At 62.8% G+C, this 25,725-nt stretch carries 23 protein-coding genes; 11 read left to right on the plus strand and 12 right to left on the minus strand.

Features of this window, described 5'->3' with window-relative positions:
* Window positions 1–1,866, minus strand: coding sequence for a glycosyltransferase (locus RhoBH5_RS21625; protein ID WP_442972469.1), 1,866 nt, complete (start codon window positions 1,864–1,866; stop codon window positions 1–3).
* 68 nt (window positions 1,867–1,934) lie between these two features.
* Window positions 1,935–2,744, minus strand: coding sequence for a glycosyltransferase (locus tag RhoBH5_RS21630; protein WP_054827093.1), 810 nt, complete (start codon window positions 2,742–2,744; stop codon window positions 1,935–1,937).
* Window positions 2,745–2,889: 145 nt separating this feature from the next.
* Here RhoBH5_RS21630 and RhoBH5_RS21635 point away from each other — a divergent pair, with 145 nt between their 5' ends.
* A complete protein-coding gene (locus RhoBH5_RS21635; RefSeq protein WP_192712873.1) occupies window positions 2,890–5,100 on the plus strand; it encodes a hypothetical protein in 2,211 nt (736 codons plus the stop codon).
* On the opposite strand, the gene RhoBH5_RS21640 is transcribed toward RhoBH5_RS21635, so the two are convergent.
* Together RhoBH5_RS21640 and RhoBH5_RS21645 are read right to left on the minus strand one after the other, a co-directional pair.
* Window positions 5,055–6,035, minus strand: coding sequence for a Gfo/Idh/MocA family protein (locus tag RhoBH5_RS21640; protein ID WP_063315249.1), 981 nt, complete (start codon window positions 6,033–6,035; stop codon window positions 5,055–5,057). The genes RhoBH5_RS21635 and RhoBH5_RS21640 overlap by 46 nt on opposite strands.
* 3 nt (window positions 6,036–6,038) lie before the next feature.
* Window positions 6,039–7,139 (minus strand): DegT/DnrJ/EryC1/StrS family aminotransferase, encoded by a 1,101-nt coding sequence (locus RhoBH5_RS21645; protein WP_042950324.1) that lies wholly within the window; start codon window positions 7,137–7,139, stop codon window positions 6,039–6,041.
* A 107-nt stretch (window positions 7,140–7,246) separates the two neighbouring features.
* Between RhoBH5_RS21645 and RhoBH5_RS21650 the strand changes: the two genes are divergently transcribed.
* Entirely contained in the window at window positions 7,247–7,966 is a 720-nt protein-coding gene (locus RhoBH5_RS21650; RefSeq protein ID WP_007731791.1) for a DapH/DapD/GlmU-related protein, read from the plus strand.
* Between the two features lie 58 nt (window positions 7,967–8,024).
* Complete coding sequence (locus RhoBH5_RS21655; protein ID WP_058038039.1) at window positions 8,025–9,044, plus strand: lysylphosphatidylglycerol synthase transmembrane domain-containing protein; 1,020 nt, start codon at window positions 8,025–8,027, stop codon at window positions 9,042–9,044.
* A gap of 7 nt (window positions 9,045–9,051) precedes the next feature.
* Here the strand turns inward: RhoBH5_RS21655 and rfbB are convergent, their stop codons facing one another.
* Window positions 9,052–10,053 carry a dTDP-glucose 4,6-dehydratase gene (gene rfbB, locus RhoBH5_RS21660; protein ID WP_054827096.1) on the minus strand — a complete coding sequence of 334 codons (1,002 nt, stop codon included), beginning with the start codon at window positions 10,051–10,053 and terminating at the stop codon, window positions 9,052–9,054.
* 96 nt (window positions 10,054–10,149) lie between these two features.
* On the opposite strand from rfbB, the gene rfbA reads away from it, so the two are divergent.
* The 4 genes from rfbA to RhoBH5_RS21680 are packed head-to-tail and all read left to right on the plus strand — an operon-like array spanning window position 10,150 to window position 13,670.
* Window positions 10,150–11,025, plus strand: a complete 876-nt coding sequence (gene rfbA / locus RhoBH5_RS21665; protein WP_003943968.1) for a glucose-1-phosphate thymidylyltransferase RfbA — start codon at window positions 10,150–10,152, stop codon at window positions 11,023–11,025.
* Window position 11,026: 1 nt separating this feature from the next.
* The gene (locus RhoBH5_RS21670) at window positions 11,027–11,632 is read left to right on the plus strand and encodes a dTDP-4-dehydrorhamnose 3,5-epimerase family protein (protein ID WP_042447635.1); all 606 of its coding nucleotides are present in this window, start codon (window positions 11,027–11,029) and stop codon (window positions 11,630–11,632) included.
* Between the two features lie 51 nt (window positions 11,633–11,683).
* Window positions 11,684–12,775, plus strand: a complete 1,092-nt coding sequence (locus RhoBH5_RS21675) for a S1C family serine protease (protein WP_047272763.1) — start codon at window positions 11,684–11,686, stop codon at window positions 12,773–12,775.
* 34 nt (window positions 12,776–12,809) lie between these two features.
* Complete coding sequence (locus RhoBH5_RS21680; protein ID WP_270008773.1) at window positions 12,810–13,670, plus strand: ATP-grasp domain-containing protein; 861 nt, start codon at window positions 12,810–12,812, stop codon at window positions 13,668–13,670.
* Here RhoBH5_RS21680 and RhoBH5_RS21685 read toward each other — a convergent pair.
* Genes RhoBH5_RS21685 through RhoBH5_RS21700 form a run of 4 tightly spaced genes read right to left on the minus strand, consistent with a single transcriptional unit; the run spans window position 13,659 to window position 18,215 of the window.
* Complete coding sequence (locus tag RhoBH5_RS21685; RefSeq protein WP_058038043.1) at window positions 13,659–15,206, minus strand: AMP-binding protein; 1,548 nt, start codon at window positions 15,204–15,206, stop codon at window positions 13,659–13,661. The two genes, RhoBH5_RS21680 and RhoBH5_RS21685, sit on opposite strands and share 12 nt — an antisense overlap.
* Window positions 15,203–16,441 carry a thiolase family protein gene (locus RhoBH5_RS21690; RefSeq protein WP_030535807.1) on the minus strand — a complete coding sequence of 413 codons (1,239 nt, stop codon included), beginning with the start codon at window positions 16,439–16,441 and terminating at the stop codon, window positions 15,203–15,205. Before RhoBH5_RS21690 ends, RhoBH5_RS21685 begins: the two co-directional genes overlap by 4 nt.
* On the minus strand, window positions 16,438–17,370 hold the full coding sequence (locus RhoBH5_RS21695; RefSeq protein WP_030535808.1) for a fumarylacetoacetate hydrolase family protein: 933 nt from the start codon (window positions 17,368–17,370) through the stop codon (window positions 16,438–16,440). Before RhoBH5_RS21695 ends, RhoBH5_RS21690 begins: the two co-directional genes overlap by 4 nt.
* Before the next feature lie 53 nt (window positions 17,371–17,423).
* A complete protein-coding gene (locus tag RhoBH5_RS21700) occupies window positions 17,424–18,215 on the minus strand; it encodes a cyclase family protein (protein ID WP_051649531.1) in 792 nt (263 codons plus the stop codon).
* A gap of 209 nt (window positions 18,216–18,424) precedes the next feature.
* Between RhoBH5_RS21700 and RhoBH5_RS21705 the strand changes: the two genes are divergently transcribed.
* Window positions 18,425–19,033 carry a TetR/AcrR family transcriptional regulator gene (locus RhoBH5_RS21705; RefSeq protein WP_158170230.1) on the plus strand — a complete coding sequence of 203 codons (609 nt, stop codon included), beginning with the start codon at window positions 18,425–18,427 and terminating at the stop codon, window positions 19,031–19,033.
* Between the two features lie 13 nt (window positions 19,034–19,046).
* Here the strand turns inward: RhoBH5_RS21705 and RhoBH5_RS21710 are convergent, their stop codons facing one another.
* Genes RhoBH5_RS21710 through RhoBH5_RS21720 form a run of 3 tightly spaced genes read right to left on the minus strand, consistent with a single transcriptional unit; the run spans window position 19,047 to window position 21,489 of the window.
* Window positions 19,047–20,030: an alpha/beta hydrolase gene (locus tag RhoBH5_RS21710; RefSeq protein WP_270008774.1), complete on the minus strand. Its 984-nt coding sequence runs from the start codon at window positions 20,028–20,030 to the stop codon at window positions 19,047–19,049.
* Between the two features lie 19 nt (window positions 20,031–20,049).
* On the minus strand, window positions 20,050–20,958 hold the full coding sequence (locus tag RhoBH5_RS21715; RefSeq protein ID WP_050655619.1) for a PIN domain-containing protein: 909 nt from the start codon (window positions 20,956–20,958) through the stop codon (window positions 20,050–20,052).
* A gap of 54 nt (window positions 20,959–21,012) precedes the next feature.
* Complete coding sequence (locus tag RhoBH5_RS21720; protein WP_073513418.1) at window positions 21,013–21,489, minus strand: GtrA family protein; 477 nt, start codon at window positions 21,487–21,489, stop codon at window positions 21,013–21,015.
* A 63-nt stretch (window positions 21,490–21,552) separates the two neighbouring features.
* Between RhoBH5_RS21720 and RhoBH5_RS21725 the strand changes: the two genes are divergently transcribed.
* From RhoBH5_RS21725 to RhoBH5_RS21735, 3 genes are all read left to right on the plus strand, one after another.
* Window positions 21,553–22,986 carry an FAD-binding oxidoreductase gene (locus RhoBH5_RS21725; protein WP_003943934.1) on the plus strand — a complete coding sequence of 478 codons (1,434 nt, stop codon included), beginning with the start codon at window positions 21,553–21,555 and terminating at the stop codon, window positions 22,984–22,986.
* Window positions 22,983–23,744, plus strand: coding sequence for a decaprenylphospho-beta-D-erythro-pentofuranosid-2-ulose 2-reductase (locus tag RhoBH5_RS21730; protein WP_007731800.1), 762 nt, complete (start codon window positions 22,983–22,985; stop codon window positions 23,742–23,744). Before RhoBH5_RS21725 ends, RhoBH5_RS21730 begins: the two co-directional genes overlap by 4 nt.
* 90 nt (window positions 23,745–23,834) lie before the next feature.
* Complete coding sequence (locus tag RhoBH5_RS21735) at window positions 23,835–25,688, plus strand: galactan 5-O-arabinofuranosyltransferase (protein WP_047272776.1); 1,854 nt, start codon at window positions 23,835–23,837, stop codon at window positions 25,686–25,688.
* Window positions 25,689–25,725: the final 37 nt, after the last annotated feature.

Raw genomic sequence — 25,725 nt, forward strand, 5'->3', positions numbered from 1 at the left:
TCACTTTTCGTACAGACGGGCCCAGTTCTCGCGGCTGGTGAGCTGCGGGAACTCACGAGCGAATGCTTCAGCCACACTTGGCGCTTCGGCGAGGAACCGCTTCATGACGCCGGCGAGGCGACCGCTCATCTCGGCGGCCTTCTCGCTGTCGAAGCGGCGTTCACGCACGCCTCCCTGCGAAGCATCGGTGACGAAGACGTGATCGAAACGTCCGACGTGCCACCACTGCGCATCTTCGTACGAGATCGCCACCGGACCCCGCTCCAGATGATTGCGCGCCTGCAGCACAGCGCGTTTCGCCAAAACGAGGTCTGTCCACAAACCGGGTTTCGGGCTGGGCGCAACGCGACGGATCGGCAGCCTCCCCGGCAACTCCGACGCCGGGCGAGTTACCGTCTCGGGGAAGCGCTTACGTTCCTGGTTGATCGCGGCAAGCGCCTCCTGCCCACCGTCCGCCAAACCTTCCGGCCCCTCGAGGAATCCCTCGATCGCCCGGAGTTGCGTGTGTGCAAGGCCGTACTGCAACCCGACGATCGAATGCGAAATGTCGCGAGAGAGTTGCTTCGCGAGCGTTTTGGGCGCGAACCCCGGGTCGAGCGCAGCGGTGATCAGTCCGTTGCGCGTACTGAAGTAGTGCGCAAAACCGTCGACGTCCTTCCAATAGAAGTCCGCATGCCAGACAGCAGCCGACGGCAACGTGATGGTGGGAATCCCGGCCCGCCCAGCCCGCAAGCTGTACTCGACGTCGTCCCACTGGAAGAAGACCGGCAGTGGCAAGCCGATCCGCTCGATGGCTTCGGCAGGGATCAGGCAAGACCACCAGCCGTTGTATTCGGCATCCACGCGGCGTTCCGGCAGCTTCTCGAGCACACTCCGGTTGCGAACACCGTGCTCATCGGTCGGTACACCACGCTGCAGGGTGCCCAGATCGACGCGTTCACCCGAAGCCAACAGGAAGTCGGGGTTGAACAGAAAGAGCATCTGGGCGCCGATCAAAGCCGGCTCCGTCGTCATGTTCGCGAACGCACTCAGTCGAAGAACCGATTCGGGCTCGCACAGAATGTCATCGTCCATCAAGATCACGTCGGCGTGCGGTCCGGCCGCCGAAGCTTCGTACAAGCCCCGCGTGAACCCGCCCGCACCACCTAGGTTCGCCTGCCGCAGATACTGCAACCGCGAACCGAACTTCTTCGAAACTTCCTGGAACAGCTCACGGCTCTCTACCGGATCCGTTCCCTGATCGACGACGTACAGAGCGTCGAGCAACGCGAGTACACGCTCGTCGGACGCGAGGGCCTCGACCGTGCGCGCACAGTCGTCCGCACGATTGAACGTGCAGATCGCCACGGCTACCGGGCGAATCGACTCCGGCGAGACGACGGTCCATTCCACATCGTCGACCACTGCGCCGCCACCCTGCGCTTCGAACTGCAGCCACAGTGCCCCGCCGTCGACGAAAGTATCGAGCGGGGCGGTCATGGACACTCGCTCGTCGCCGGTCACGACGACGTTCGTCACGATCCGGCGGTGACCACCGATGTCCGAGGCCTGGATCTGGATGCGGCAAGCGGTATCGGCCACGACATGCGCGGTGACAGTGACCTCGGTGACGTTGGTCCAGCGCTGCCAGTAGCTGGCCGGAAAACGACCGAAGAAGGTGTTGGTGTGTGCGACGGCCCCGGGCTGAAGCCGCAACTCGAATCGCGATCGCGTCGACATTCCGACCTTGGTCACCGCATACAGTTCGTCACTGGCGACGGGCGAAGTTCCGGTGAACAACGTCCGCTGCGCCAGCAGTCGATCCGACGTCGCGCTGCGTTCGATCAACTCGACTCCGGAATCGGACTGGTCATCGGTCGTGTTCACGGTATCCACGCCCCGCAGGGTATCGCGAATCCGCACCTCGGCGCCCCGGGCACCGAGTCACACCAGGTCTACCCGTGATTACTCACTGCAGCGGCGGAGCGCAGCTCGGTCTTTCGCCGACGAAGCGACAACAGACCCTTCGCCATCTGGACCACGTCCTTGGGCGAGATACGGCTCGCGTGCGCCAGATGATCGTCGCTGAGTCGGATCGGGACCTCGACCGGGCGCACCCCAGCCAATTCGAGCGCGTAGTCCAATTCGGTGGTGAAAAGGAAGCCACGCTCGGTCAACGAGGGTGCGATTCGACGCAGCAAGACACCGTCGACGATGAAAGTTCCCTGGGGATCGCCCGTGCGGGTACCCAGCACCACCCGTCGCAGCGTCGCGAATCCACCCGTCATCACCGAACGCAGCAAGCCACGTTCCACCTCTGAGTCCGAATGAGCCTTTGAACCGATGACCACCGGCGGGACGGACCCTAGATCCGCCATCACGCGGTCGGCGCCTTCGATGTCACCGAAACCGAACGGAAGGTCGTCCGCGGTGAGCAACACGCGTCGTCCACGAGAAGCAAGCGTCCCGGCGCGAAGCGCTGCGCCCATCCCTTTGTCGCTGCTCATCGGCAGGAAGGTCACTCCAGGCCAAGACCAGGAAGCTGCCAGAGCAGCACACACGTCGGCAGTGTTGTCCGTCGAACCGTTCTCCACGACGATGATCTCGACCTGACCGGCGCTCTCGGCCGGGCGGCTGGTGAAGTACTCGGCGAATTGACGCACCGTCGACTCCAGCACCTCGCCTGAGTTGTATGCGGGGATGATCACCGAGAGTTCCGGCGTAGCTGGTTCCCCACGAACGGGTTCCGTTCGCGATGTCGCCACGTCCCGATCTCCTTACTTCCCCGACTGCAGTTCGAACTCGTCGGAATACTACGCTCCGAGAAACAAGGCGCAGCCCAGGCTCCGAGAAAAAGAGCACGACCCAGGCTCCGAACAACAGCCATCGACTCGAAGACGAAAGCACATCGTGAAATCTGACTTACCGCTCGCACAACGCGTGGTGCCGCCAATTCTTCTCGCCGCTCTGGTGTCGATCGTCGCCGCCATCCCACTGATCTCCAATCGGTGGTTCTACTACTGGGACGACAGCGCAGCAGCTTTCACGCCTGGTTGGCACACGATCGGCGAGCGAATCCTGTCCGGGTCATGGCCGACGCTCATTCCCGAATTGTGGGCCGGCGGCAATGTCACAGCCGAAGCCCTTTACGGGACATACAATCCCGTGATCCTTCTGGATTCGGTTGCCATTGCTCTCATTCCGAACCTGGGAATCGGAATCACCCTGGTCAAGATGCAATTCATGGCGATTCTCGCGGTAGGCGTTTATCTGGTGGCCCGCCAGTACGGCGCCAATCGGTCGATGGCTTTCATCGCCGGATTTGCCATGCCGTTCGCCGGATACACGCTCTATTTCGACGCCTCCAGTTGGGCGTCCGGGCTGATCGCCTTCGCCTGGATCCCCCACGTCTGGTGGTCTACCCGCGCCAGCGCCCTCGGCCGAGTGAACCCCCTGGTACCGATCGTTTTCGGCTATCTTGCGATGACCACCGGAAACCCGTACGGCGCTGTCGGTGTCGCGGTCGTCTACCTCGCTGTCATAGCGGAATGCATCGCAATCAAACGCGCAGGCAGCATCAAATCACTGATGATCAGCGCGGCAGCGATCATCATGATGTCGCTGATCGTGTATCTACCGTTGCTCTTCACCACCGGCGTGTCGGTGCGTACTCAGTCCGGAATCGCGAACGACGGTTCGCTTCGACCCGATCTCGGTGACCTGCTCAACGTCTCCGGCCCGTCGAACCAGCCGTACGTCACCGCTTTCGCTTCGCCTGCCATGACGATTCCGCTGGTGTACCTGGCTTGGTTCCTCATACCGCTCGCACCGTGGATTCAGTGGAAGTCACTGAAGAAGTTGGGCCGCCACAGCGTCTCGCTGTTCGTCTTCGGCGGAATTTACGTCGTACTACTTCTCGGACCGTCGAATCTGTGGCTTTTCCGTTGGCCCGCGCGACTGCTCGAGTACGGTCAACTGCCCGCCATCGTGGTCACGGCGGTCGCCCTCTCTGCCGGACTGCATCGTGATCGAATCCGGACAAGATCAATCATCACCGCGGGATTGTTGGCACTTCAGTTCTATCTTGCCTGGTCGAATGTCCCGGAAGACATCGGTATTCACTCGGCATCACTGATAATCACCGTGGTTCTCACCGTCTTCGCGTTGGTCGTGGCCTACCGAAAGCCCCGCTACCTCGCCGGTGCACTCGCTGTCGGCATCGTCGTCGTGCTCAGTGCTCAGACCAATTTCTGGTTCACCGGAAACTACAACGTGACACCGTGGAAGTTCCCCCGGCAGGTGGCATTCCTGGAGTCCAAGTTCGAGGACCGTTACCAGGGAACCACTTTCGCGATTGCCGACCCCGTCAACATCCCGCCGGACAACGAAACCGGGCAGTGGGGTGACCTCCTGTTCGGCAACGCCTGGCAGCCTGCCGGAGTCAATGCCGTCAACAGCTACGCCGGAATCAGCTACAACGATTTCGTTCAAGCACTGTGCTTGAACTACTACGGCGGTGTCCAGTGTCCGGACGGCGTCGACCGACTGCTCGCTGAGTCGCCGGGAACGGGTGTGTCCTGGCTCGACGCGATGCGAGTCGACACGGTCGTCGTTCAGAATTCCGGACCGTACGGCGGAAAACGCGCCCTCGACGCCCTACCGGAGGGCGAGTGGACCGTATCGCCGGATCGGGTGGTCACGGTCGGCCATCGCACCACCGAGCATCAGTGGCCCGACGGTCGCGTATCGGCAACGACGCCTGGTCTCGACGTGCGTGGCGATGCCGCCGCTACGGACACCAGGGAAACCGTCGAATACACCGGATCAGGCACGGTCACATTCGCCCTGCTGGCCTGGCCGGGTTGGAGCGCGACCGTAGATGGTCAGACGGTCGAGACGAAGGCCAGCCCCGGCGGGTTGTTGCAGGTCGATCTACCGCCGAGTGCCACGTCCGGATCTGCCCTTACCATCGAATTCAGTCCACCCGGAAGCACTTTCGGCTGGACTGTCGCCGGCGTCGGATTGCTCCTGGCACTGTCTCAAGGAGCGTGGGCCTTCCGACGCCGACGCAGCGGTCAGGACGACAACGCTGCAGCCAACGCAGATTCCGTCACCTCGTGAACCGCGCGGTGAGCGGGCAGAATCGACGCTCGCTCACCGTCTGCGTCACCGGTGCCCTGCACCAATCCGAGGAAATGCGTCAGCTGCGCGGCAAGCGGTTCCTCGCTGTAGCGGATCGTCGGAATTTCGATGACCGTCTGCTGCTGGTAGCCGTCCCGATCGGTGGGCATGTTGTCGTCGATGTGCCGGTAGATCGTGATGTCGCGACGCAGGAGATCGATCTCGATGAGTCGATCGGCCTCGAGCAACGACAGCTGGCGAATCTTGCGCTGACTGATCCGGCTCGCGGAAATCGTTGCAACAGCACCTGATCCGAAGCGCAATACGGCGTCGGCGCAATCTTCCGACCGGTTCTGCACGGACGTCGGGTGGAAGTAGCCGAACTCCCCTTTTGCCAAACTGGGTTCCGAGCCGGCAAATCCGATGGCAAGGTCGATATCGTGAATCAGCAGGTCCGTCGCGACACCCGTCGGAATGCGGGAAACGAACGGCGAGTGGCGGATACCGTTCACCTGCCACACATCGCCGGAGAACTCACGGGCGGTGCGGACAGCGGGATTGAACCGTTCGAGCAGTCCACACATCAGGGGAACACCGGACGCGCGTGAACGATCGACCAGGTCGACGCTCTGCTCGTACGTCGCTGCCAACGGCTTCTCCACCAGGACGGGCTTCCCCAGATCGAGAACCCGCCCGGCCAACTCGTAGTGCGCCGGCGTAGCGGCAGCGATCACGACAGCATCGATCTCGTCGAGGGAGTCGAAATCGGCGGCCCAACGCGTATCGAACCGCGCAGCAACAGCTTTGCCCTGCTCCTCGCGCGGCTCGATCAGCAGATCCAACTCGCACAGCGCCGACTGCGCGATGACCCGCGCATGCAGCGAGCCCATCTGACCGGATCCGACAAGAGCGATACGTGGCTTGCTAGCAGTCATTTTTCAGGCCTCCATGGCGCCGCGTACCGCGGCAACGATCTGATCGACGTCGCCGGCGGACAACGCAGCGTGGACGGGGATGCTCAGGCACCGGGACGCAACCGAAGTGGCCACCGGCGTCTCGTCGATGACGACGCGCGGATGTTCGCGGTAGCACTCGTAGTCGTAGACGGCCTTCGGGTAGTAGATGCCGCTACCGATGTCCTTCGCGGCCAGACGCTCACTCAACTGGTCGCGAGTGATCGGTGCGTCTTCGGCCAGCAGCAAGGTGAACTGATGCCAGACATGTCCACGACCGGACAGTTCGCTCGGCAGGATCAGTCCTTCGACGTCCTTCAGGCCGACACGCAAGGCCTCCGCATTCCGGCGGCGCGCCTCGACCTGCTGCATGTACGTCGCCATCTGGGGCAGAGCCAAGCTCGCCTGGAGGTCAGTCATCCGGTAGTTCTGGCCGACCATCTCGTACTGGTAGCGCGCCCGCATGCCCTGGTTACGCAGGACCCGAAGTCGATCGGCGATCGCGTCGTCGTCGGTCGTGATCATTCCGCCCTCGGCGGTCGTGAGGTTCTTCGTTGCATAGAACGAGAAGCAACCCACACCGAAACTGCCGGCGCCTCGCCCGTCGTACGTCGCTCCGTGGGCCTGAGCGGCGTCCTCGACGACAGTCAGACCGTTTTTCGATGCCAACGGCATCAATGCGCCCATGTCCGCCGACTGTCCGTACAGATGAACCGGCATCAGAACCTTCGTGCGGTCACCGATTCGATCGGCAGCGACTGCCGGGTCGATGTTGAAGTCGGACTCGGAGATATCGGCAAACCTCGCGGTCGCGCCTGCCTCGAGAATTGCATTGAGGGTGGCCACGAACGTGAACGGCGTGGTCAGAACCTCGTCACCTGGCTGAAGATCCTGGACCTGAAGAGCCGCGATCAACGCCGTAGTGCCGTTGTTCACCGCCACCGCGTGTCGCGTGCCCACCAGCGCCGCGAACTCGTCCTCGAGCCGCTTCACCTTGGGTCCCTGCGCGACGATCCCCGATCGCAGAGTGTCCAGCACCTCGCGCTCGACTTCTTCCCCGAACGAGATACTGGATATCGCGATCACTGAGTTACCTCCGATAGGTTGCATTCATTCAGCACCGACGGTGTCGGTGCCGACCAACTGAGGGTAACGAAGCAGTCGAATGCTCTACGAAAGGATTCCCGTACATCATGCCAATTGGTAAGAATTGCCAGATTCATCCCACCGTTGTGATCGGAGACGAAGTCACCATCGGCGACGGGGTCAGCATCGGGCCCTACGCGGTCCTGACGGGATCGCTCGAGATCGGCGACAACTGCTGGATCGGTTCGAGCGTCAGCCTCGGCGCCCCTCCCGAATGGATAGGCAAAGAGCACCCTCTGACATGGACCGAACGCAGCCCTCACCAGGGCATCGTCATTGGCTCAGGTACCACGATCCGCGAACTGACCACGGTTCATCAAGGCGGCGAGCGACCGACGATCATCGGGCGCAACTGCTTCATCATGAACCGCACTTCTGTAGGGCATGACGTCCAGATGGGTGATGGATGCACCGTCGCTCCGTCGACCACTTTCGGAGGCCACGTCACGATGGGAGATGACGTCAACTTGGGAATCAACACTGTCATCCATCAGCGGCGTGTCATCGGAACCCGCGCGATGGTGGGGATGGGTTCAATAGTTCCGAAGGACGTTCCTCCGTACGCAACGGTGTTCGGCAATCCAGCGAAACTTCACGGGACCAACCGGGTCGGAATGAGTCGGTCGGGAATCGCGGAGGAGGACATCGCCGCGATCGAAGCCGTGTACGCCGCGGGCAGCTTCGGCACGTCACCGGCCATTCCGGACTCGCTGTCGAACGCCTTCACCTGGTGGCGGGAACGCGCCGACAAACCGCTCGTGGTTTAGCGAGACAAATCCTGGTTGGTATCGTCTGCGAAATGACGAACGGGCGGGATGCAGGCGCGTGAGTACCTCTCCCGAATCTGAACAACCGGTCGAAGACGTCGAACCGGCCGCAGAGCCGAACGCTCTACGCGGCCTTCTCGTCAACGGATTCAAGGTCCTCGTCACCCTCGCGATCGTCGTCGCGATCATCTTCGCGGTGAAGTCCCAATGGTCCGAGGTCAAGAACACGATCACCGAGCTGAACTGGTGGACGCTTGCCGCCTCGTCGGTGTTCATCTTCCTCGGTATGGGTGCCGCAGTGCGGGCCTGGCAACACGCACTCGGCGCCCTCGAACAACCGATTCCGGCCTTCGACGCCGCTCGCGCTTATCTGGTCGGCCAACTCGGCAAGTACCTTCCCGGCAGTGTCTGGGCCTTCGTTCTGCAAACGGAACTCGTGAGGCGCGCCGGTGTGTCCCGTGCCGCAGGCTTTGTCGCAGTGCTGGTCACGGTGGGGTTGAGCACAACTTCGGCGCTGGTCGTCGGCCTCTTCGGTCTACCTGCCCTGTTCGAGGTCAGTACGGCGGCAGCGGTCGGCGTGATCATCCTCGTACCGATCGCATTGGTCTGCGCCTACCCGCCGGTGCTCACACGCCTGGTGAACCTCGCGCTGAAACTGCTCCGCCGCACGCCGCTGCACAAGCCGCTCACGATGCACAAGATTGCGCTCGCGTTGGGCTGGTGCGCAGCAAGCTGGGTGCTCTACGGCATCCAGTTGTGGCTGCTCGCGTCCAGTTCGGCCGGCTTCGAAATCCGTGGGCTCGTCCAGTGCATCGGCGCTCTCGCCCTCGGTATGTGCGCGGGGGTCCTCGTCTTTGTCGTCCCGTCCGGAATCGGTGTCCGCGAAGCCGTCATCGTCGCAGCGCTTTCACCGTTCATGGATGCCGGCGTCGCGCTCGGCCTCGCACTGGCGTCGAGGCTGCTGTTCACCCTCTGTGAGGTCTTTGCCGGCGTCGTGGCTGCACTGTCGGGATCACGAGGCCTGCGCAATGCACTCGTGCACGAGCGCTCGCGGGTGCCGGACCCCACCAAAGCCTGACGTTCGGTCAGATCACTTTCTCGGCCGCGGAATACTGCGTCTCGACGCCGGCCTTCTGCGGACGCCACCACTGCTCGTTGTCGCGATACCACTCGACGGTGGCTTCCAGTCCGCTTCGGAAATCGCGGTACTGCGGCTTCCACCCGAGCTCCTGCTGCAGTCGCGTCGAATCGATCGCATACCGCAGATCGTGACCAGGGCGGTCGGTGACGAAGTCGAAATCGTCCGGCTTGCGTCCGAAAATTTCGAGCAGAGCCGCAATCACCGTCCGGTTGTCGGTTTCACCGTCGGCGCCGATCAGATAAGTCTCGCCGGATTTTCCGCGGTCCAGAATGTCCCAGACGGCGCGGTTGTGGTCCTCGACGTGAATCCAGTCGCGGACGTTGCGGCCTTCCCCGTACAACCGTGGACGCACTCCGTCGAGCAGATTGGTGATCTGGCGTGGGATGAACTTCTCCACATGCTGGTACGGGCCGTAATTGTTGGAGCAGTTCGAGATGGTCGCCGCGATCCCGAACGAGCGCACCCAGGCGCGCACGAACAGATCACTCGACGCCTTGGACGCGGAGTACGGGCTCGACGGGTTGTACGGTGTCGTCTCCGTGAACTTCGCCGGATCATCCAGTTCGAGGTCGCCGTACACCTCGTCGGTCGAAATGTGGTGATAACGGACCCCGTGCGAACGCACAGCCTGCAGGAGCGAGAAGGTTCCCATGACGTTGGTGCGCAAAAACGGTTCGGGGTCGGCGAGGGAATTGTCGTTGTGGCTTTCGGCCGCGAAGTGCACGACTGCGTCGGAGCGCGAGACAAGATCGTCGACCAGCGGCTCGTCGGCCACGTCGCCGTGGACAAACGTGATCCGGTCCTCGACGGACGCCAGGGACTGGCGATTTCCGGCGTAGGTCAGAGCGTCGAGAATCGTGACTTCCACGTCGGGACGCGTCGCCACCGTCTGATGAACGAAATTGGCACCGATGAAGCCGGCACCCCCGGTGACCAGTAGTCGCACGTCATCTCCTCAGGCTCATCGGACGAACCCCACTTTAGCGGCCGGGCGTGTCATGTCCGTTTGCGTCGGCAGGCAGGAGTGCAGGACACTGCACGCATGCGCGGAATCATTCTGGCCGGTGGCACCGGGTCGCGGTTGCACCCGATCACCCTCGGAGTGAGCAAGCAACTCTTGCCCGTCTACGACAAGCCGATGATCTACTACCCGCTCTCCACTCTCATGCTCGCCGACATTCGCGACATCTTGATCATCACGACCCCACACGACGCCGAACAATTCCGCCGGGTTCTCGGCGACGGCTCACAATTCGGCGTCAACCTCACCTATGCAGTGCAACACGAACCGAACGGCCTCGCAACGGCATTCACCCTCGGCGCAGAGCACATCGGATCCGACTCCGTGGCGCTCGTCCTCGGCGACAACATCTTCTACGGCCCCGGCCTCGGAACCCAACTCAGGCGTTTCTCCGACATCGACGGCGGAGCCGTATTCGCTTACTGGGTCTCGAATCCGACCGCCTACGGCGTCGTCGAATTCGACGACTCGGGTCGCGCCGTGTCCATCGAGGAAAAGCCGACGTCGCCGAAATCCAATTACGCAGTCCCCGGCCTCTATTTCTACGACAGCGACGTCGTGGACATCGCACGCACTCTGAAGCCCTCTGCGCGTGGCGAATACGAAATCAGCGACATCAATCAGCACTATCTCGAAGCTGGCAAACTTTCTGTCGATGTCCTCCCCCGCGGAACCGCGTGGCTCGACACCGGCACACCCGATTCCCTGCTCGAGGCAGCGAACTACGTGCGGACCATCGAACACCGCCAAGGCCTCAAGATCGGTTCCCCTGAAGAGGTTGCGTGGCGTCAAGGATTCATCAGCTCCGACCAATTACGCACTCAGGCAGAAGCATTGGGAAAATCCGGGTACGGCAACTACCTACTCGAGCTGCTCGAGCACGGCAAGGAATGGTGACGTGGAAATCCGTCCACTGAAGATCGCCGGAGCTTGGGAAATTACACCGAAGCAGTTCGGCGACAACCGCGGTGTCTTTCTCGAATGGTTCAAAAGCTCCGCCTTCACCGCCGCGACCGGCCGCACTCTCGACCTCGCGCAGGCCAACTGCTCGGTTTCCGAAGCCGGTAGCCTCCGCGGGATCCACTTCACCGACAATCCGCCCGGACAGGCGAAGTACATCACCTGCGTGAAAGGTGCCTTCCTCGACGTTGTCGTAGACCTGCGCGTCGGATCACCGACCTTCGGCGAGTGGGATGCAGTGGTGATCGACGACGTCGATCGACGAGCGGTGTTCCTGGCGGAAGGCCTCGGCCACGCGATCCTTTCACTCGAAGACGGATCGACAGTGATGTACCTGTGCAGCATCGAATACTCCCCCCACCTGGACCGCGACCTCGATCCCTTCGATCCGGAACTCGCGATCGAATGGCCGAGAACAGACCGTAAGGGCAACCCTCTGACCTACGAGCTCTCCGCAAAGGACGCTGCCGCGCCGTCCCTGGCGACGCTCCGCGCGGACGGCATGTTGCCCGGTTTTGTGGCCGAAGATTCGCCGAATCGGTAATCTTCACCTTTCACGACTCGATGGCATGACACCGGCGGGACGGACGGCTGGATGACCAAACGTGCGAGCAGACGCGGCCTGTGGACGGCCGTCGTTCTCGCAGCCGGCCTCGGTGGTCTCGCGCTGGTCGCACCGCCCCTGACTCCGGGAACGATCGAGTCCGCACCGGTCACCGTCATCACGACCACCCCACCCGCGCCGGTTGTTCCGCTCACCCCGGAGGAGCTCTCGGCCCGAGTGGTCCCCACCATCGTCACCATCACGGCGCCGGCCGGATTCACCACCACTGCTGGGACCGGGATCGTGCTCTCCCCTGACGGAGTGGTGCTCACGAATCACCACGTCATCAGCGGAGCCTCGGACGTCACTGCCGTCAGCATGTCCAACGGGCTGATCTACGACGCCGAGATCCTCGGGTACGACAGCGTCAGCGATCTTGCCGTCCTTCGACTCGCGGGCGCTGACGATCTGCCGGTGGCTGTGGTCGGCAAATCAGCAGAAGCCACTCGTGGGGATGCCGTCACTGCAATCGGAAATGCGGAAGGCGGCGGAGTACCCGTCCCTGCTCCCGGCGTCATCACCAACCTCGGTGTCACCGTCAACACCCGCAACGTGTCCGACGGATCGCGAAACCAGTTGAAGGGCCTCATCGAGGTCGACGCGGACATCCGGCCTGGCGATTCCGGTGGTCCCCTGGTCAACGCCGTTGGCGAGCTGATCGGCGTCAGCAGCGCAGGCAACGCCGTCACCGACCGCACCGAAACCTCACCGGCGCCTCAGTCCTACGCGATACCGATCGACACCGCACTACCGATCGTCGAGCAGGTACTCGGTGGCCGCTCCTCCGAGACCGTGCGTGTGGGACCGACACCCGTACTCGGTGTCGCGGTGAAGGATCACGCGGACATGCCGGCCGGCGCCGAAGTTGTTGCCGTGAGCTTCGATTCGCCGGCCGAGCGGGTGGGGCTGACCAAAGGTGCGGTCATCACCGAGTTCGGTGGCAGCCGGATCGCGTCGTCCGCTGATCTCAACGCGGCGATGAGCTCGCGCCGCCCCGGCGACACCGTCGCGGTGACGTGGGTGGACGCAACCGGGCAACCCGGGACCGGTTCGCTGGTCCTCGACGAGGGGCCACCTCGCTAGTCTTAGAAGGCGCCAGCCGTGAAAGCATCGTGGCATGACCACGGTTCTCCTGCTCACCTGTGACGGCGCCGCCCGCGAGGCGGATGTCGAAAGCAAACTCGTCATGGAAGCTCTCACCTCCTACGGCATCGCGTCGACGATGGCGCCGTGGTCGAGCCCGTCCCTCCTCGATATCGACGCCGACCTGGTTCTGATCCGGTCGACCTGGGACTACACCCAGCGCCTCGACGAATTTCTCGCCGTTCTCGATCAGCTGACCGCTCCGATCGCCAATCCACTCTCCATCGTGAAGTGGAACGCATACAAGGGATACCTCACCGAACTTGCCGCGGCCGGCGTACCTATCGTCCCCACCGCTGTGATCGCTGCCGGACAGAGCGAAACACTCACCCTCCCTTCGTTCGAGGGTGCCGACGTCATCGTCAAGCCGGCAGTCTCCGCCGGCGCTGTCGGAGTGGGAAAGTTTGCCTCGGGGTCCGCGCAGGCCCACGCTCACCTCAGCTCGATCCTCGACGGCGGTAACGACGCGTTGGTCCAGCCATTCGTCTCGGACGTCGTCGACGGTGAGCGCTCGATCATCCACATCGGCGGACGCTACTCGCACGCTGTCCAGAAGATCCCGGCCGCCCACGACTTCCGCGTGCAGGAATTTCACGGCGGAACCAACCACCTCCACCAACCGTCCGCCGCCGAACTCGCGGTGGCCGGCGCAGCACTGGCCGCGACCCCATGCGGCCCCGGCGAATTGCTTTATGCACGTGTGGACGTCGTGGGCCCGGTGGATCAACCACTGCTCATGGAAGTGGAATTGATCGAGCCAGAACTCTTTCTGCCATTCGCCCCTGGATCTGCCGACGCCCTCGCACGGGCAGTTGTCGCGTCACTAGGTCGGTGACGCGCCACGGAGTGCCTTCTTGTCGATCTTCCCCAAAGCAGTGAGCGGCAGCGCTTCCAGAATCGAAATCTCCTTGGGCGCCCAGATCGGACCCTTGTGCGATCTCACGTGCGCGATGAGTTGATCGGGTGTGACCGACCATCCCGTCTTCAGTACGACTGCGGCGGTAACAGCTTCTCCCCATTGAGAATCGGGGACACCGAATACCGCACATGCTGCCACCGCGGGATGATGTCCGAGTGAGTCCTCGACTTCGCGCGGGTAGACGTTGAATCCACCACTGATGATCGTGTCTTTGATGCGGTCGACGATCGAGATGAGCCCACTTTCGTCGATTCGAGCAACGTCGCCGGTGTGCAACCACCCATTCGCGAGCGCTGCAGCGGTTTGTTCAGGTTTGTTCCAATAGCCGTCCATCACGAGCGGACCTCGCACACAAAGCTCGCCGGGTACGCCCGTCGCCGTCTCGTTTCCCTGCTCGTCAAGCAACACCACTTCGACACCTGGCATCGCGCGCCCACAACTCCCCAAAACTGCGGGATCGTCCGTGTGCTCACGTGTATCGAGTACCGTCAACGCATTCGGGGCTTCGGCCTGACCGTAATGCTGGCTCAGGATCGGCCCGAACACCGCCCCTGCCTGCTCGAGCCTGGTGGGGTCGATGGGTGCAGCACCGTAAAGCATCCAGTTCAGCCCAGACAGATTCGCATCCGACAGGCGTGGATGGTCGAGTAAGGCATAGAGCATCGTGGGAACCACGAATGTAGCTGTGACTCCGCCATTTTCGATGGCGTCGACAACTCTGTCCGGGTCGAACGACCTGTGCAACTCGAAGCTTGCACCTCGCAGCAGACCGGGTGCGACGAGCAGACCGGCAGCATGAGACATCGGCGTAGTGAGCAGCATGGTGGTTTCAGCCGGCCACTCCCACGTGGTGCAGGCCCAGGCATTGGCGACCAAGGATCGGTCCCTGAGCATGACGCCTTTCGGCTCACCGGTGGTTCCACCGGTGTAGAAGAGATACAAAGCTCGACCCTGACCGCCTAAGCCTGAACCTATTCCCGCCGTACCCAATTCACACGCTGATTCGAGGGCTGACAGTGACATCACTCGAGTCTGTGCCGCTTCGGCGCGTACCTGGAACTGTCCGTCGGCAACCAACAGGAGATCGGTACCACTGTCTTTCAGCACCATCCTGTCGTTCTCTTCGGTCGCGAGCGGATGGAGTGCCGTGTAGCGCACGCCCGCCAGACACGCCGCGGCCATGACCGTGAATGCTTCAGGACACGGCCCCGCAAGCAGGGCGACCCCGGCTCCGTCCGGCAGAGCGAAGCTACTGAGGACACCTGCAATCCGCTCGATCTGTTCCGCAGTCTGCCAATATGTCAGCTCGGCCCGATCACCGTTCCGATCCGTGAATCGAAACGCGATGTGGTCTGGTCGGCGTCGCAGCGCCGACAGAATCAGATCCGCATATCCCGCTTGCACCTGCAAGCCTGGCGCCATCGGTTCATCGTTCATGATGTCCGCGTTCATCGTGGCCCTCCCAAGATCGTGACCGCGGCGACGGCTTCCTCGATGCCGTAGAGACCTCCGCCGTTCTCTGCGACCGCGATTCGAGCACCCGGAACTTGTCGCCGCCCTGCTTGTCCACGCAACTGCGTGACAAGTTCGAAGACCTGCGCCAGTCCCGTTGCCGAGACCGGATGACCACGGGACTCGAGCCCACCTGACGGATTGACCGGACGCACGCCTCCCAACGAACTCGCACCGGACGCCGACCACGCGCCGCCCTCACCGATCGGGCAGAACCCCAGATTCTCGACCTGCTGCACTTCACCGAAGGCCGTGGCGTCGTGGACCTCTGCCACATCCACATCGCCTGGCCCGACTCCGGCTTCCTCGTATGCGCTCATTGCTGCACGGCGACCGATGTGACTCTCCACGTCATCTGCGGTCCGATCCGTGCCTGACACCAAGCTGCAACCGAGTACCTGCGCCGCCCGCCGAGAGGAATCGTGCCTTCGAGCAAAGTCCGCACTGGTCACAATGACCGCCGCTGCACCGTCACTGACGGGCGAGCACATCGGAACTGTCAGAGGCCACGCGACTCGCCTTGCGGCAAGCACCTCTTCGACGCTGAAGAGTTTGCGAAAGTGCGACCGCGGATTGTGCACGGAATGCGCATGATTTTTGGCTGCTACGGACGCGAGCTCGAACTCGGTGGTTCCGAATCTCTCCATGTGCGCCCGGGCAAGAGAAGCGTAGATCTCCATGAACACCGACCGCTCACCCTGCGATCCGAGTGCATCCGGCAGCGGAGCGGACAGCGAAGCAAGGCCCGCGAGCGTCTCGTCGCGATGCGCAACGTCGAGTGCACCGTCGAACACCTCCAGACTTCGAGCCGGATCCGAGCACACCAGCTTGTCCACCCCGACCGCCAACGCGACCTCGGACAGACCGGCGCGAACGTGGGCGATCGCCAGCCAGAGTGCAGTCGCGCCGCCGGCGCAGGCATTTTCGACATTGACGACCGGGACTCCCCCGAAACCGTATGGCCTCAAGGCGATCTGGCCTGGGATCATGTGCTGCCGGTCGATCGCCTTCTGGCTGACTGTCGCGTAGAAGACCGCACCGACGTCACCGCGGGTCAGGCCCGCGTCTTCGACGGCATCGATCGCCGCACGCCCCGCCAATTCCGAGGCCGCGGTATCCGCGTGCCGCCCGAAGAGAGTCGCGCCGACACCGAGAACCATGACTTCGCCGCTCACGCCACCACTCGATTCCTCAATACACCGAGGCCGGTGACCTCGAGTTCGACTACGTCTCCCGGTTCCAGGAACCGCCCGTGCTCCAAGCCGCATCCACTCGGCACGGTGCCGGAACAGAAGACTTCACCCGGGTACAGCCGCGTGGAAGTCGAAGCGAACGAAATCACGTCCTCGAAACGATGGTCCATGTCGGCGCTGGTTCCTCGGCTCACCTCGTCTCCGTTGATTCTCGCGGTCATCTCGAGTTGGTAGGGGTCACCGACTTCGTCGGCCGTCACGATCCAGGGCCCGAGGACATTCGCGTTCGAAAAGTCCTTGCTCTTACTGAGACCGAGTCCGGTGGAGATCTCCTCGAGCTGAGTATCGCGGGCGCTGAAATCGTTGAAGATGGTGTAACCGAAGATATGCGCAGGGGCATCCGCGCGTGAGATGTCGGTTCCACCGCGCCCCAGCACACAGGCGAATTCGAGTTCGTAATCGCGCAGGCTCGAGTACTCGGGCCACACGACGTCAGATTTGTGTCCGGTCACCGCCAATCGGTTCGCTATGTAATACAGCGGGCGCTCCAACTGGATCTTCGGCAGTTCGACGTCCTCGAGTGCGACCCCTTGAATTCGGGCGCGAGCGTTGCGGAAGTGATCCATGAAGCAGCCGAAGTCTCGGATCTGGACCGGCTGAGGAAGCGGCGACATCCAGCGCACATCACCTGCGTCGACGATTGCACTTGCCGGCGGCTCGTCTGCGAGCCGATCCAGGGTCTCCCGTGCCGCCGGACCACCTTCGATGATGGTTTGCATGGTTTCCAGTTCTGGAGCCGGTTTTCCCGTCACATCATGATGAGCTCGCTCGAGTAACAACAGTTGCTCGCCGCTGCCCGTCACCAGAGCCGTCTGCTGAGTCTTTTCGTATTCGACGGTCGCAAGTTTCACTGTGAGTCAATACCTTTCACTGAATTGTTCGTTAGGTGAGGCAGGAATTTTGCTCAGACGAACGCGACCACACGAGCCGGGGCAGCGCTGGCTCGCGCAAGCTTGATCGGGAAAAACGCCACGTGAAATCCCGAGGGCGGAAGCGCGGCGAGGTTCGCCAGTTGCTGAACGATGAATACTTCACGTTCGCGTCCGGCCCGGTGCCCGTCCCAGAGAACCGAGTTGTCCCCGGTGTCACGAAATTTCTGCGCCATGACTGCAAAGCTCAAGTCCCAGCCGGCAGCGTCGGTGCCCAGCACCTTCGCGCCTTGCTCGGCGAGAAACAGCGTGCCTTCGCGACTCATCCCTGGATACTGAAAGAACCCTGGATCAGCCAAGGTGAAGCTCTCTTGTCCGGTACGGAGCAACACGGCACCACCCTGGGGAACGGACGCACCGTTTTCCGCCAGGGCAGCTTTCAGCGCGTCCACCGAGATCGGCTGATTCGCCTCGCACCGGCCGCGCAGGTCGAGCACCACTGTCTCGCAGAACAATTCATCCAACGCGATGTCTGTGATCGTGCGAGAAGGCTTACCCTCCGAGGTTGATCCGTAGTGCAACGGCGCGTCGACGTGTGTGCCCAGATGGCTGTTGAACTCACTCAACATCTCCGATCCCCACCCCTCACCGTCCGGAAGATCATGAACTCCGCACTGCAGTGCTGCCGCGAACTCGTCGCGTCCGGCACCTGCGGGGTGCGAGTAGGTCACCGAGGGGGCAACGACGGAAGCCAGTGCCTTCAAACCCTCGGGGAGCAATTCCCGATCGGCCGGATCGAGAGTTCTAGTCAGATCGATGAGTTCCATGTCCGCCCATTCCGTTAAGTTATTGGACGCTCAGCATAGAACTGGACGATCAACATAGGCAAGACGGTGTCGCGAGAGGAATACGGCCGGCCGATGGCCGGCCTCGTAGCATGAGTGCGGTGCGCAGGTCTCGGCCCCGACGGGCGCGTCGACGTCACCGCGTGCCGGAATTGGCTGCACTCGAGAACGAAAGAAGGCAGGAACACCGAATGGCGTCGACACGCAAGCAGGAGATTTCCGAGGAAACCAGACGGCGACTGGTGAAAGCCGCGGCCGAACTGGCTGCCGAAGGCGGGTCGACCGCGATGTCCGTACAAGCCGTGGCAGAAAGATCCGGTATCAGCAGAGGGTCCGTGGCCTGGCACTTCGGATCGAAGGACGGGCTTCTACGAGCCGTCGTCGAGGACGCATTCCGGTGGGGCATGGAAAAGCTACGCGCAGAGTTGGCATCATCCTCGGCGACTGGAATCGAAGCATTGATCGAAGCCAACTTCGTACTGATGTCATACCCCGAGGCACGAATTTTCTCGACCATCTTGATCGAAGCCGTGATTCCCGGGTCCACCATCCGCGAGACCTACGCAGAGCAGTACGTCGCAATGCGAACGCTGTACGCGGACTACCTGCGTTCGATCGACACCCCGGTCACCAATCCGGAGTTGGTTGCCGTCACCCTTCTGGCCGGCACTCTCGGGATCAACCTCCAACATCGCCTCGATCCCGACAACGTCGATCGACGTTCAGCAGTAACCGAGCTCGAATCGATCTATGCCCGCGCGATGGCACCTACCACAACGTCAGGACACGAGAATCCCTAACCGGACCGGAAGTTCAACTTCCCGAACAACTTTCGCCCGCGACCTGGGGCGGGACCGCATCCAGCCTGGCGCGAATGAACCTGGCAACGTCACGTAGCGCAGCCCGGCTCTCCGGCAAGCCAGGCCAGACGGCGGGAAACGCGTGAACCTGGCCGTTCCAGATCTGCAGCGAGCACGGCGCCCCCGCGGCGGCGAGCCGTTGCGCCATCACCTCCGAATCGACTCTGAGCACCTCGGATTCGGCGGCGATCAGCAACGACGGCGGCAGAGCGGCCAGATCGCCGTCGACGGGTGAGTTCGTCTGTCCGCCAAGCTTTCCGATCGCCATCAATGCCGACACCGGGGCGATCACGTCGCGTCGAGCGTTGGCGTGGACTGATTTGGTGGTGCAATCGAGATCGAGGAGAGGTGAGAGCCCGACAAGACCGGCCGGAACCTCGAGCCCCGCGGAAACAGCTGCAAGTGCCGTCGCGAAGACCAGAAAGCCTCCGGCCGAATCGCCAACGAAGACAACCTTTTCCGGCAAGGCTCCCTGTTCGAGGAGCCACCGGTATGCATCGAGACAGTCGTCGACGGACCCGCTGATGCTCGTGCTCGGCAACTGTCGATATGCGATGTGCAGGACCGGAAGGCCGGTTCGCTTGGCGATGCTTGCAACGACCGGCCGATGCGTGTTGAGCCCGCAGCACATGAACCCGCCGCCGTGCAGGTAGAGAACAACACCGTCGCGCAGATCAGCCGTCGAGCCTGCCGTCCGCACGAGTTCACCGTCGAAACCTGGAAAGCGAATCGCTTCCCGATCGATCCCGGACGGAATGCGTACACCCGCGGCCGAGTCCAGCACTGCGGCGCGGCGCATGGCGCCAGGCGTCAGCGGCGCGATCCCGACCACGGGCCGAAGCATCCATCGGCACGCGTTGTAGAGGACCTGCGATTCGATACTCGGCCTGCCGTATCGAGTTCCGGTCCTTCGACTGACTGTCGGCAACAGAGACATCTGTCCAGATTAGAAGCGATCAGGCACCGAAGAGGTCGACTTCGTCGAGATCGTCGACGATCGTGACCTTTCGTTTCCGCCCGCCGATGACCTTGCCCAGACCGCGCAGTCCGCCGGACTGAGCTTTCGGGGCGGGTTCGATGCGCTGCGGCGCAACTCTCGTCCGCGCTGCGCGCTGAACAGGCTTGGGGGCGGGGGCTGCTGCAGGTGCCGCGGGTTCGGGAACCTCGGCTGGAACCACCGCTTCCGGCTCCACGAAGCCCTGAGCAACCGGGGCCTCGGGCGCGACCTCAGCGGCTTCCTCGACCTCCGCCACCTGCTCCACCTGCACCGGTCCGTCGATCACCGGGATGTCCGATGCCCAGCGGACCCGATACTCCAGACCGCGCGACGCCAGCTCACGCGCGAGATCGCCGTGCCAGACCCCGTCTTCGCCGTCGCCGTATGCCCGTGCGTCGGAGCTCACCCAGATGACGTCGACCTCCGGGTTGCGGTCGGCGAGATCGAGCACGGTCAGCCAGTTCAGCGTCGCCGGATATCCGTCTCGCTTCTTCTTGTCGGTATAGGGCCGACGCAGCGAGATCGCCCTCTCGGCCACCTCGACATGCGACACGTCGACTGGATCAACCACTTCGACGCCGATCGCCACGAGGTCTTCGATCACGTCGTCGACGTAGCCGTCGGCCTTGTCGTGAGCAGCGTCGACGAACCTCGTAAGGTCGCGCCGCAACCCCAGTCGGTCGTACATGCGCGCCTGGACGCTCAGGGCCGCGATCATCTCCGCCGATTCCTCGCGGTAGCGACTCGCAACCTCGAGGACGACCAATCGCGGCACGACGACGCGGTGTCCGAGTGCGCGAGCGTCGGCGATGGCAGTGTCGAACCGTACACCCCTGGTCAGGGCCGAAGAATCGAGAACGATGATCATGCGCTCGATTCTCTCTCGAGAAACCGGACGAATGCGCTAATCCACCCCGAACCGTTACTTGATCTTGAAGATCACTGCCCGCTGAACGATGAAGTTGATGACCGTCGCGGTGCCCTGCGCGATGACGAAGGCCAGCGGCATGCGCCACCACTCGTCGGCGAGCACATGCACCATCAGCGCGTTGAGCCCGACCTGAACCGCAAAAGTGACCGCGTACAGCACGACAACAGCGATGAAGCGGGCGCGAGAAGGCTCGGCCTTGAACGTCCACCGCCGGTTGATCAGATACGCCGTCGTAGTGCCGGCGATAAAGCTGATCGACTTGGCCACGCTCAGATCGAGGCCGACGACCTTGAACAGGAATGCGTACAGCCCGTAGTCCACGACCGCCGACAGCCCACCCGTCGCGACGAACCGGACGATCTGCGTTTTCAGGTCCAACGCGTCGTCGGCGATGTCCGTCGTGACAGGAATCTCGACGGGCAGCGGGACGTGGGGTTCGTGCTGGTGACTTGCAGGTGTTTCGGGCACGACGACGAGAGTAACCACTCGAGTCGGAGCCGTCGGCACTACTCCCAGGTAACCTCTACCTTGATGTCCACGACAGCAGAAGAGACGCCGCAGCCGGCTCTCCACACCCAAGCCCGCACCCTCACCGGTTGGGGACGCACCGCCGCCACCACTGCACAGGTGCTGTCCACCCCCGACGTGGAAGTGATCGCCAACGCGGTCGCCCAGGTTGCGGAACAGAACGATTCCAAGCCATCGCATCTGCGACGCGGCGTCATCGCGCGCGGCCTCGGCCGCTCGTACGGTGACCCGGCGCAGAACGCCGGCGGGCTGGTCATCGACATGAATGCACTCAGCCGCATTCATCGCATCGATCGCGACACCGCTCTGGTGGACGTCGACGCCGGCGTGAATCTGGATCAGCTGATGAAGGCTGCTCTGCCGTTCGGCCTGTGGGTTCCGGTCCTGCCGGGTACTCGTCAGGTCACGATCGGCGGCGCCATCGGCTCGGATATCCACGGCAAGAACCACCACAGCGCGGGCAGCTTCGGCAACCACGTCGTGTCGTTGGATCTGCTGACGGCCGACGGCAAGGTTCGCACGCTCACCCCCAAGGGCGGGCGCAACGACCCGAAGGCCGCACTGTTCTGGGCCACGATCGGCGGCATGGGCCTGACGGGCATCATCTTGCGGGCAACCATCAAGATGACACCGACCGAGACGGCGTACTTCATCGCCGACGGCGACGTCACCAACAGCCTCGACGAGACCATCGCGCTGCACAGCGACGGCAGTGAGGCCAACTACGAGTATTCGAGCGCGTGGTTCGACGCGATTTCCGCGCCCCCGAAGCTTGGTCGTGCGGCAGTCTCGCGCGGATCTCTGGCGAAGCTCGACCAGCTTCCGGCCAAGCTGCAGAAGAACCCGCTTGCCTTCGATGCGCCGCAGTTGTTGACGTTCCCCGACGTCTTCCCCAACGGGCTGGCCAACAAGTTCAACTTCACCGCGATCGGTGAGGTCTGGTTCCGCAAGTCCGGCAAGTATCGCGGCAAGGTCCAGAATCTGACGCAGTTCTACCACCCGCTCGACATGTTCGGTGAGTGGAACCGGGCGTACGGATCCAACGGATTCCTGCAGTACCAGTTCGTGGTTCCGCCGGAGGCCGTCGACGAGTTCAAGAAGATCATCGTCGACATCCAGCGCAGCGGGCACTACTCGTTCCTCAACGTGTTCAAGCTCTTCGGCGAAGGCAATCAGGCGCCGCTGAGCTTCCCGATCCCGGGCTGGAACATCTGCGTCGACTTCCGCATCAAGCCGGGCCTGAACGAGTTCGTCACCGAACTCGACAAGCGTGTCCTCGAATTCGGCGGACGCCTGTACACGGCCAAGGACTCGCGGACGTCCGCGGAAACCTTCCACGCCATGTACCCGCGTATCGACGAGTGGATCGCGACGCGCCGCAAGTACGACCCCACAGGCGTTTTCGCCTCCGATATGTCCAGAAGGCTGGAACTGTGATCAACGCTGTAGGTAACCCGCAAACCGTTTTGCTTCTCGGTGGAACCTCCGAGATCGGCCTCGCCATCTGTGAGGAGTACCTGAAGAAGGCGCCGCTCCGCGTCGTTCTGGCGGCACTCCCTGGCGATCCGGGACGCGAAGCTGCGGTCAAGCAGCTCGAAGCGAAGGGTGCCACCTCGGTGGAGCTCATCGACTTCGACGCCGTTGATTTCGAGTCGCATCCGAAGGTGATCGACCAGGCGTTCTCGAACGGTGACGTCGATGTCGCCATCGTCGCCTTCGCACTGGACGGTGACTCCGAAGAGCTGTGGCAGAACCAGCGCAAGGCCGTTCTGGTGGCAAACGTCAACTACACCGCTTCCGTCTCGGTCGGTGTTCTTCTCGGCGAGAAGATGAAGGCTCAGGGCTTCGGCAAGATCATCGCGATGTCGTCGGTTGCCGGCGAGCGCGTCAAGCGTGCCAACTTCGTCTACGGCTCCACCAAGGCGGGCCTCGACGGTTTCTACCTCGGACTCGGCGAGGCTCTCGCGGAATTCGGACCGCAGGTCACCGTCGTTCGCCCCGGCATGGTGCGCACGCAGTTCAGTGCCCACGTCAAGGAAGCTCCGCTGACGGTCAACAAGGACATCGTCGCGAAGCTCGCTGTTGCCGCCTCGGACAAGGGCAAGGAAATCGTCTGGACTCCCGGCCCGTGGCGCTTCGTCATGATGGGTCTTCGCCACGTGCCGCGCCCGATCTTCCGGAAGTTGCCGGTTTAAGCTCCTCCCGTGCCAGAAACAACAACTGCTCCGAGTACAGACCTTTCGACCCCGTCGCCGTGGCGTAATGCCGCGGCGACGGTGGTGGAAATGGCCCTCGGAGCGCTGGTCGCCGCTGTTGTAGCCGCTGTCGGGCTCTTTGCTTTCGGCCGAGTGCAGTGGCCGGCGTTCACCTCTTCCAATGTCACGCAGGCAGTCACGACGGTGCTGCAGGTGCTCTGCATCGCAGTGGTCGGTGTTGCGGTTCTGATGTTCCGCGCCCGCAAGGCCGAGCGGGTCGCAAAACTCCTCTCGTGGGCCGGGCTCTCCGGCTTCGTCACCACGACGCTCGGACTTCCCCTGGCCGCGACGAGTCTGTATCTGCACGGCGTCTCGGTCGATCAGCAGTTCCGGACCGAGTACCTGACCCGGCTGACGGATTCTGCTGCGCTGCAGGACATGACGTACGTGGATCTGCCGCCGTTCTACCCGGCCGGCTGGTTCTGGATCGGTGGACGCGTCGCGAACCTGCTGGGAATGGACGGCTGGGAAGCCTTCAAGCCTTATGCGATCGGCTCGTTGGCTGTCGTCGCCGTCGTTGCACTCGTGTTGTGGACCAAGCTGATTCGACGCGATTGGGCCGTCGTCGCGGCCTTGGCCGTCACTGCCGTCGTGTTGGCGTACAACTCCCCCGAGGCGTACGGCGCCGTCATCAACCTCCTGATCCCGCCGGTGCTGATCCTCGCGTGGGGTGCATTGGACCGGCCGGGGGCATCTCGATTTGCCGGAGCCGGCGCAATACTCGGAACCGGCCTGTTCCTCGGTTTCGCCGCAACGGTCTACACGCTCTATCTCGGATTCGCCGCGTTCGCAGTGACTCTGATGGCCTTGGTTGCCGCAGTACTTGCCGCACGCGCCCAGAACACGTGGAAAGCCGCACTGGGACCCCTCGTCAGGCTCGCCGTGATCGCCGTGATCTCCGGCCTGGTGGCTCTGACCGTCTGGACGCCGTACCTGCTGAAGGCACTCTCCGGTGCCACCGCAGAGTCCGGCACCGCAATGCACTACCTCCCCGATTCCGGTGCGGTGCTGCCCTTCCCGATGCTGAGCTTCACCCTCGTCGGCGGACTGTGCCTACTCGGCACGATCTGGCTGATTTCTCGTTTCCTCTTCTCCCGCCGCGCCCGGGCACTCGGTATCGGTGTCATTGCCGTGTACCTGTGGGCATTGCTGTCCATGACGTTCACCGTCGCCGGCAGTACGCTCCTCGGTTTCCGACTGGAGCCGGTCCTGATCGGACTCCTTGCCGCCGCCGGTGTGTTCGGTTTCTTCGAGTTCGCCGGTTGGATCGTGCTGGCCACCAGCGAAAATCCTCGCGTCAAAGCGGTACTGGTTGCACTCGGTGTCATCGGAGCCATCGCCTTCGCGCAGAACATCCCGCAGGTGCTGGCGCCGGATATCGCTGTGGCATACAGCGATACCGACGGCAACGGCGAGCGCGGGGACAAGCGACCCCCGGGTGCCGAAGCCAATTACGCCGACATCGACCGGATCATTCGCGAGCAGTTGGGACGCGAACCCCATGACACGGTGGTCCTCACTGCCGACATCGGCTTCCTGAGCTTCTACCCGTACTTCGGCTTTCAAGGACTGACGTCGCACTACGCGAACCCGCTCGCCGATTTCCGTGCGCGCGCTGCGCTGATCGAGCAGTGGTCGGAACTGAAGACGCCTGACGAACTGGTAGCTGCGCTGGACTCGGCGCCGTGGCGCAGCCCCGACGCCTTCGTCTTCCGCCAGGGCGCCGACGGGTACACGCTGCGGTTGGCAGAGGACGTCTACCCCAACGACCCGAACGTCCGCCGCTACACGGTCACGTTCCCCAAGGAACTGTTCGACGATCCTCGTTTCACCGTGACCGAGCAGGGGCCGTTTGTGGTCGTTACCCGCTCTGACGCAATCTAACCAGGAGATACGTCACAAAAGGCTTACCGTCGGGGTC

Origin of the sequence: Rhodococcus sp. BH5 (assembly GCF_027583855.1) — a bacterium.
Classification (GTDB): domain Bacteria; phylum Actinomycetota; class Actinomycetes; order Mycobacteriales; family Mycobacteriaceae; genus Rhodococcus_F; species Rhodococcus_F qingshengii.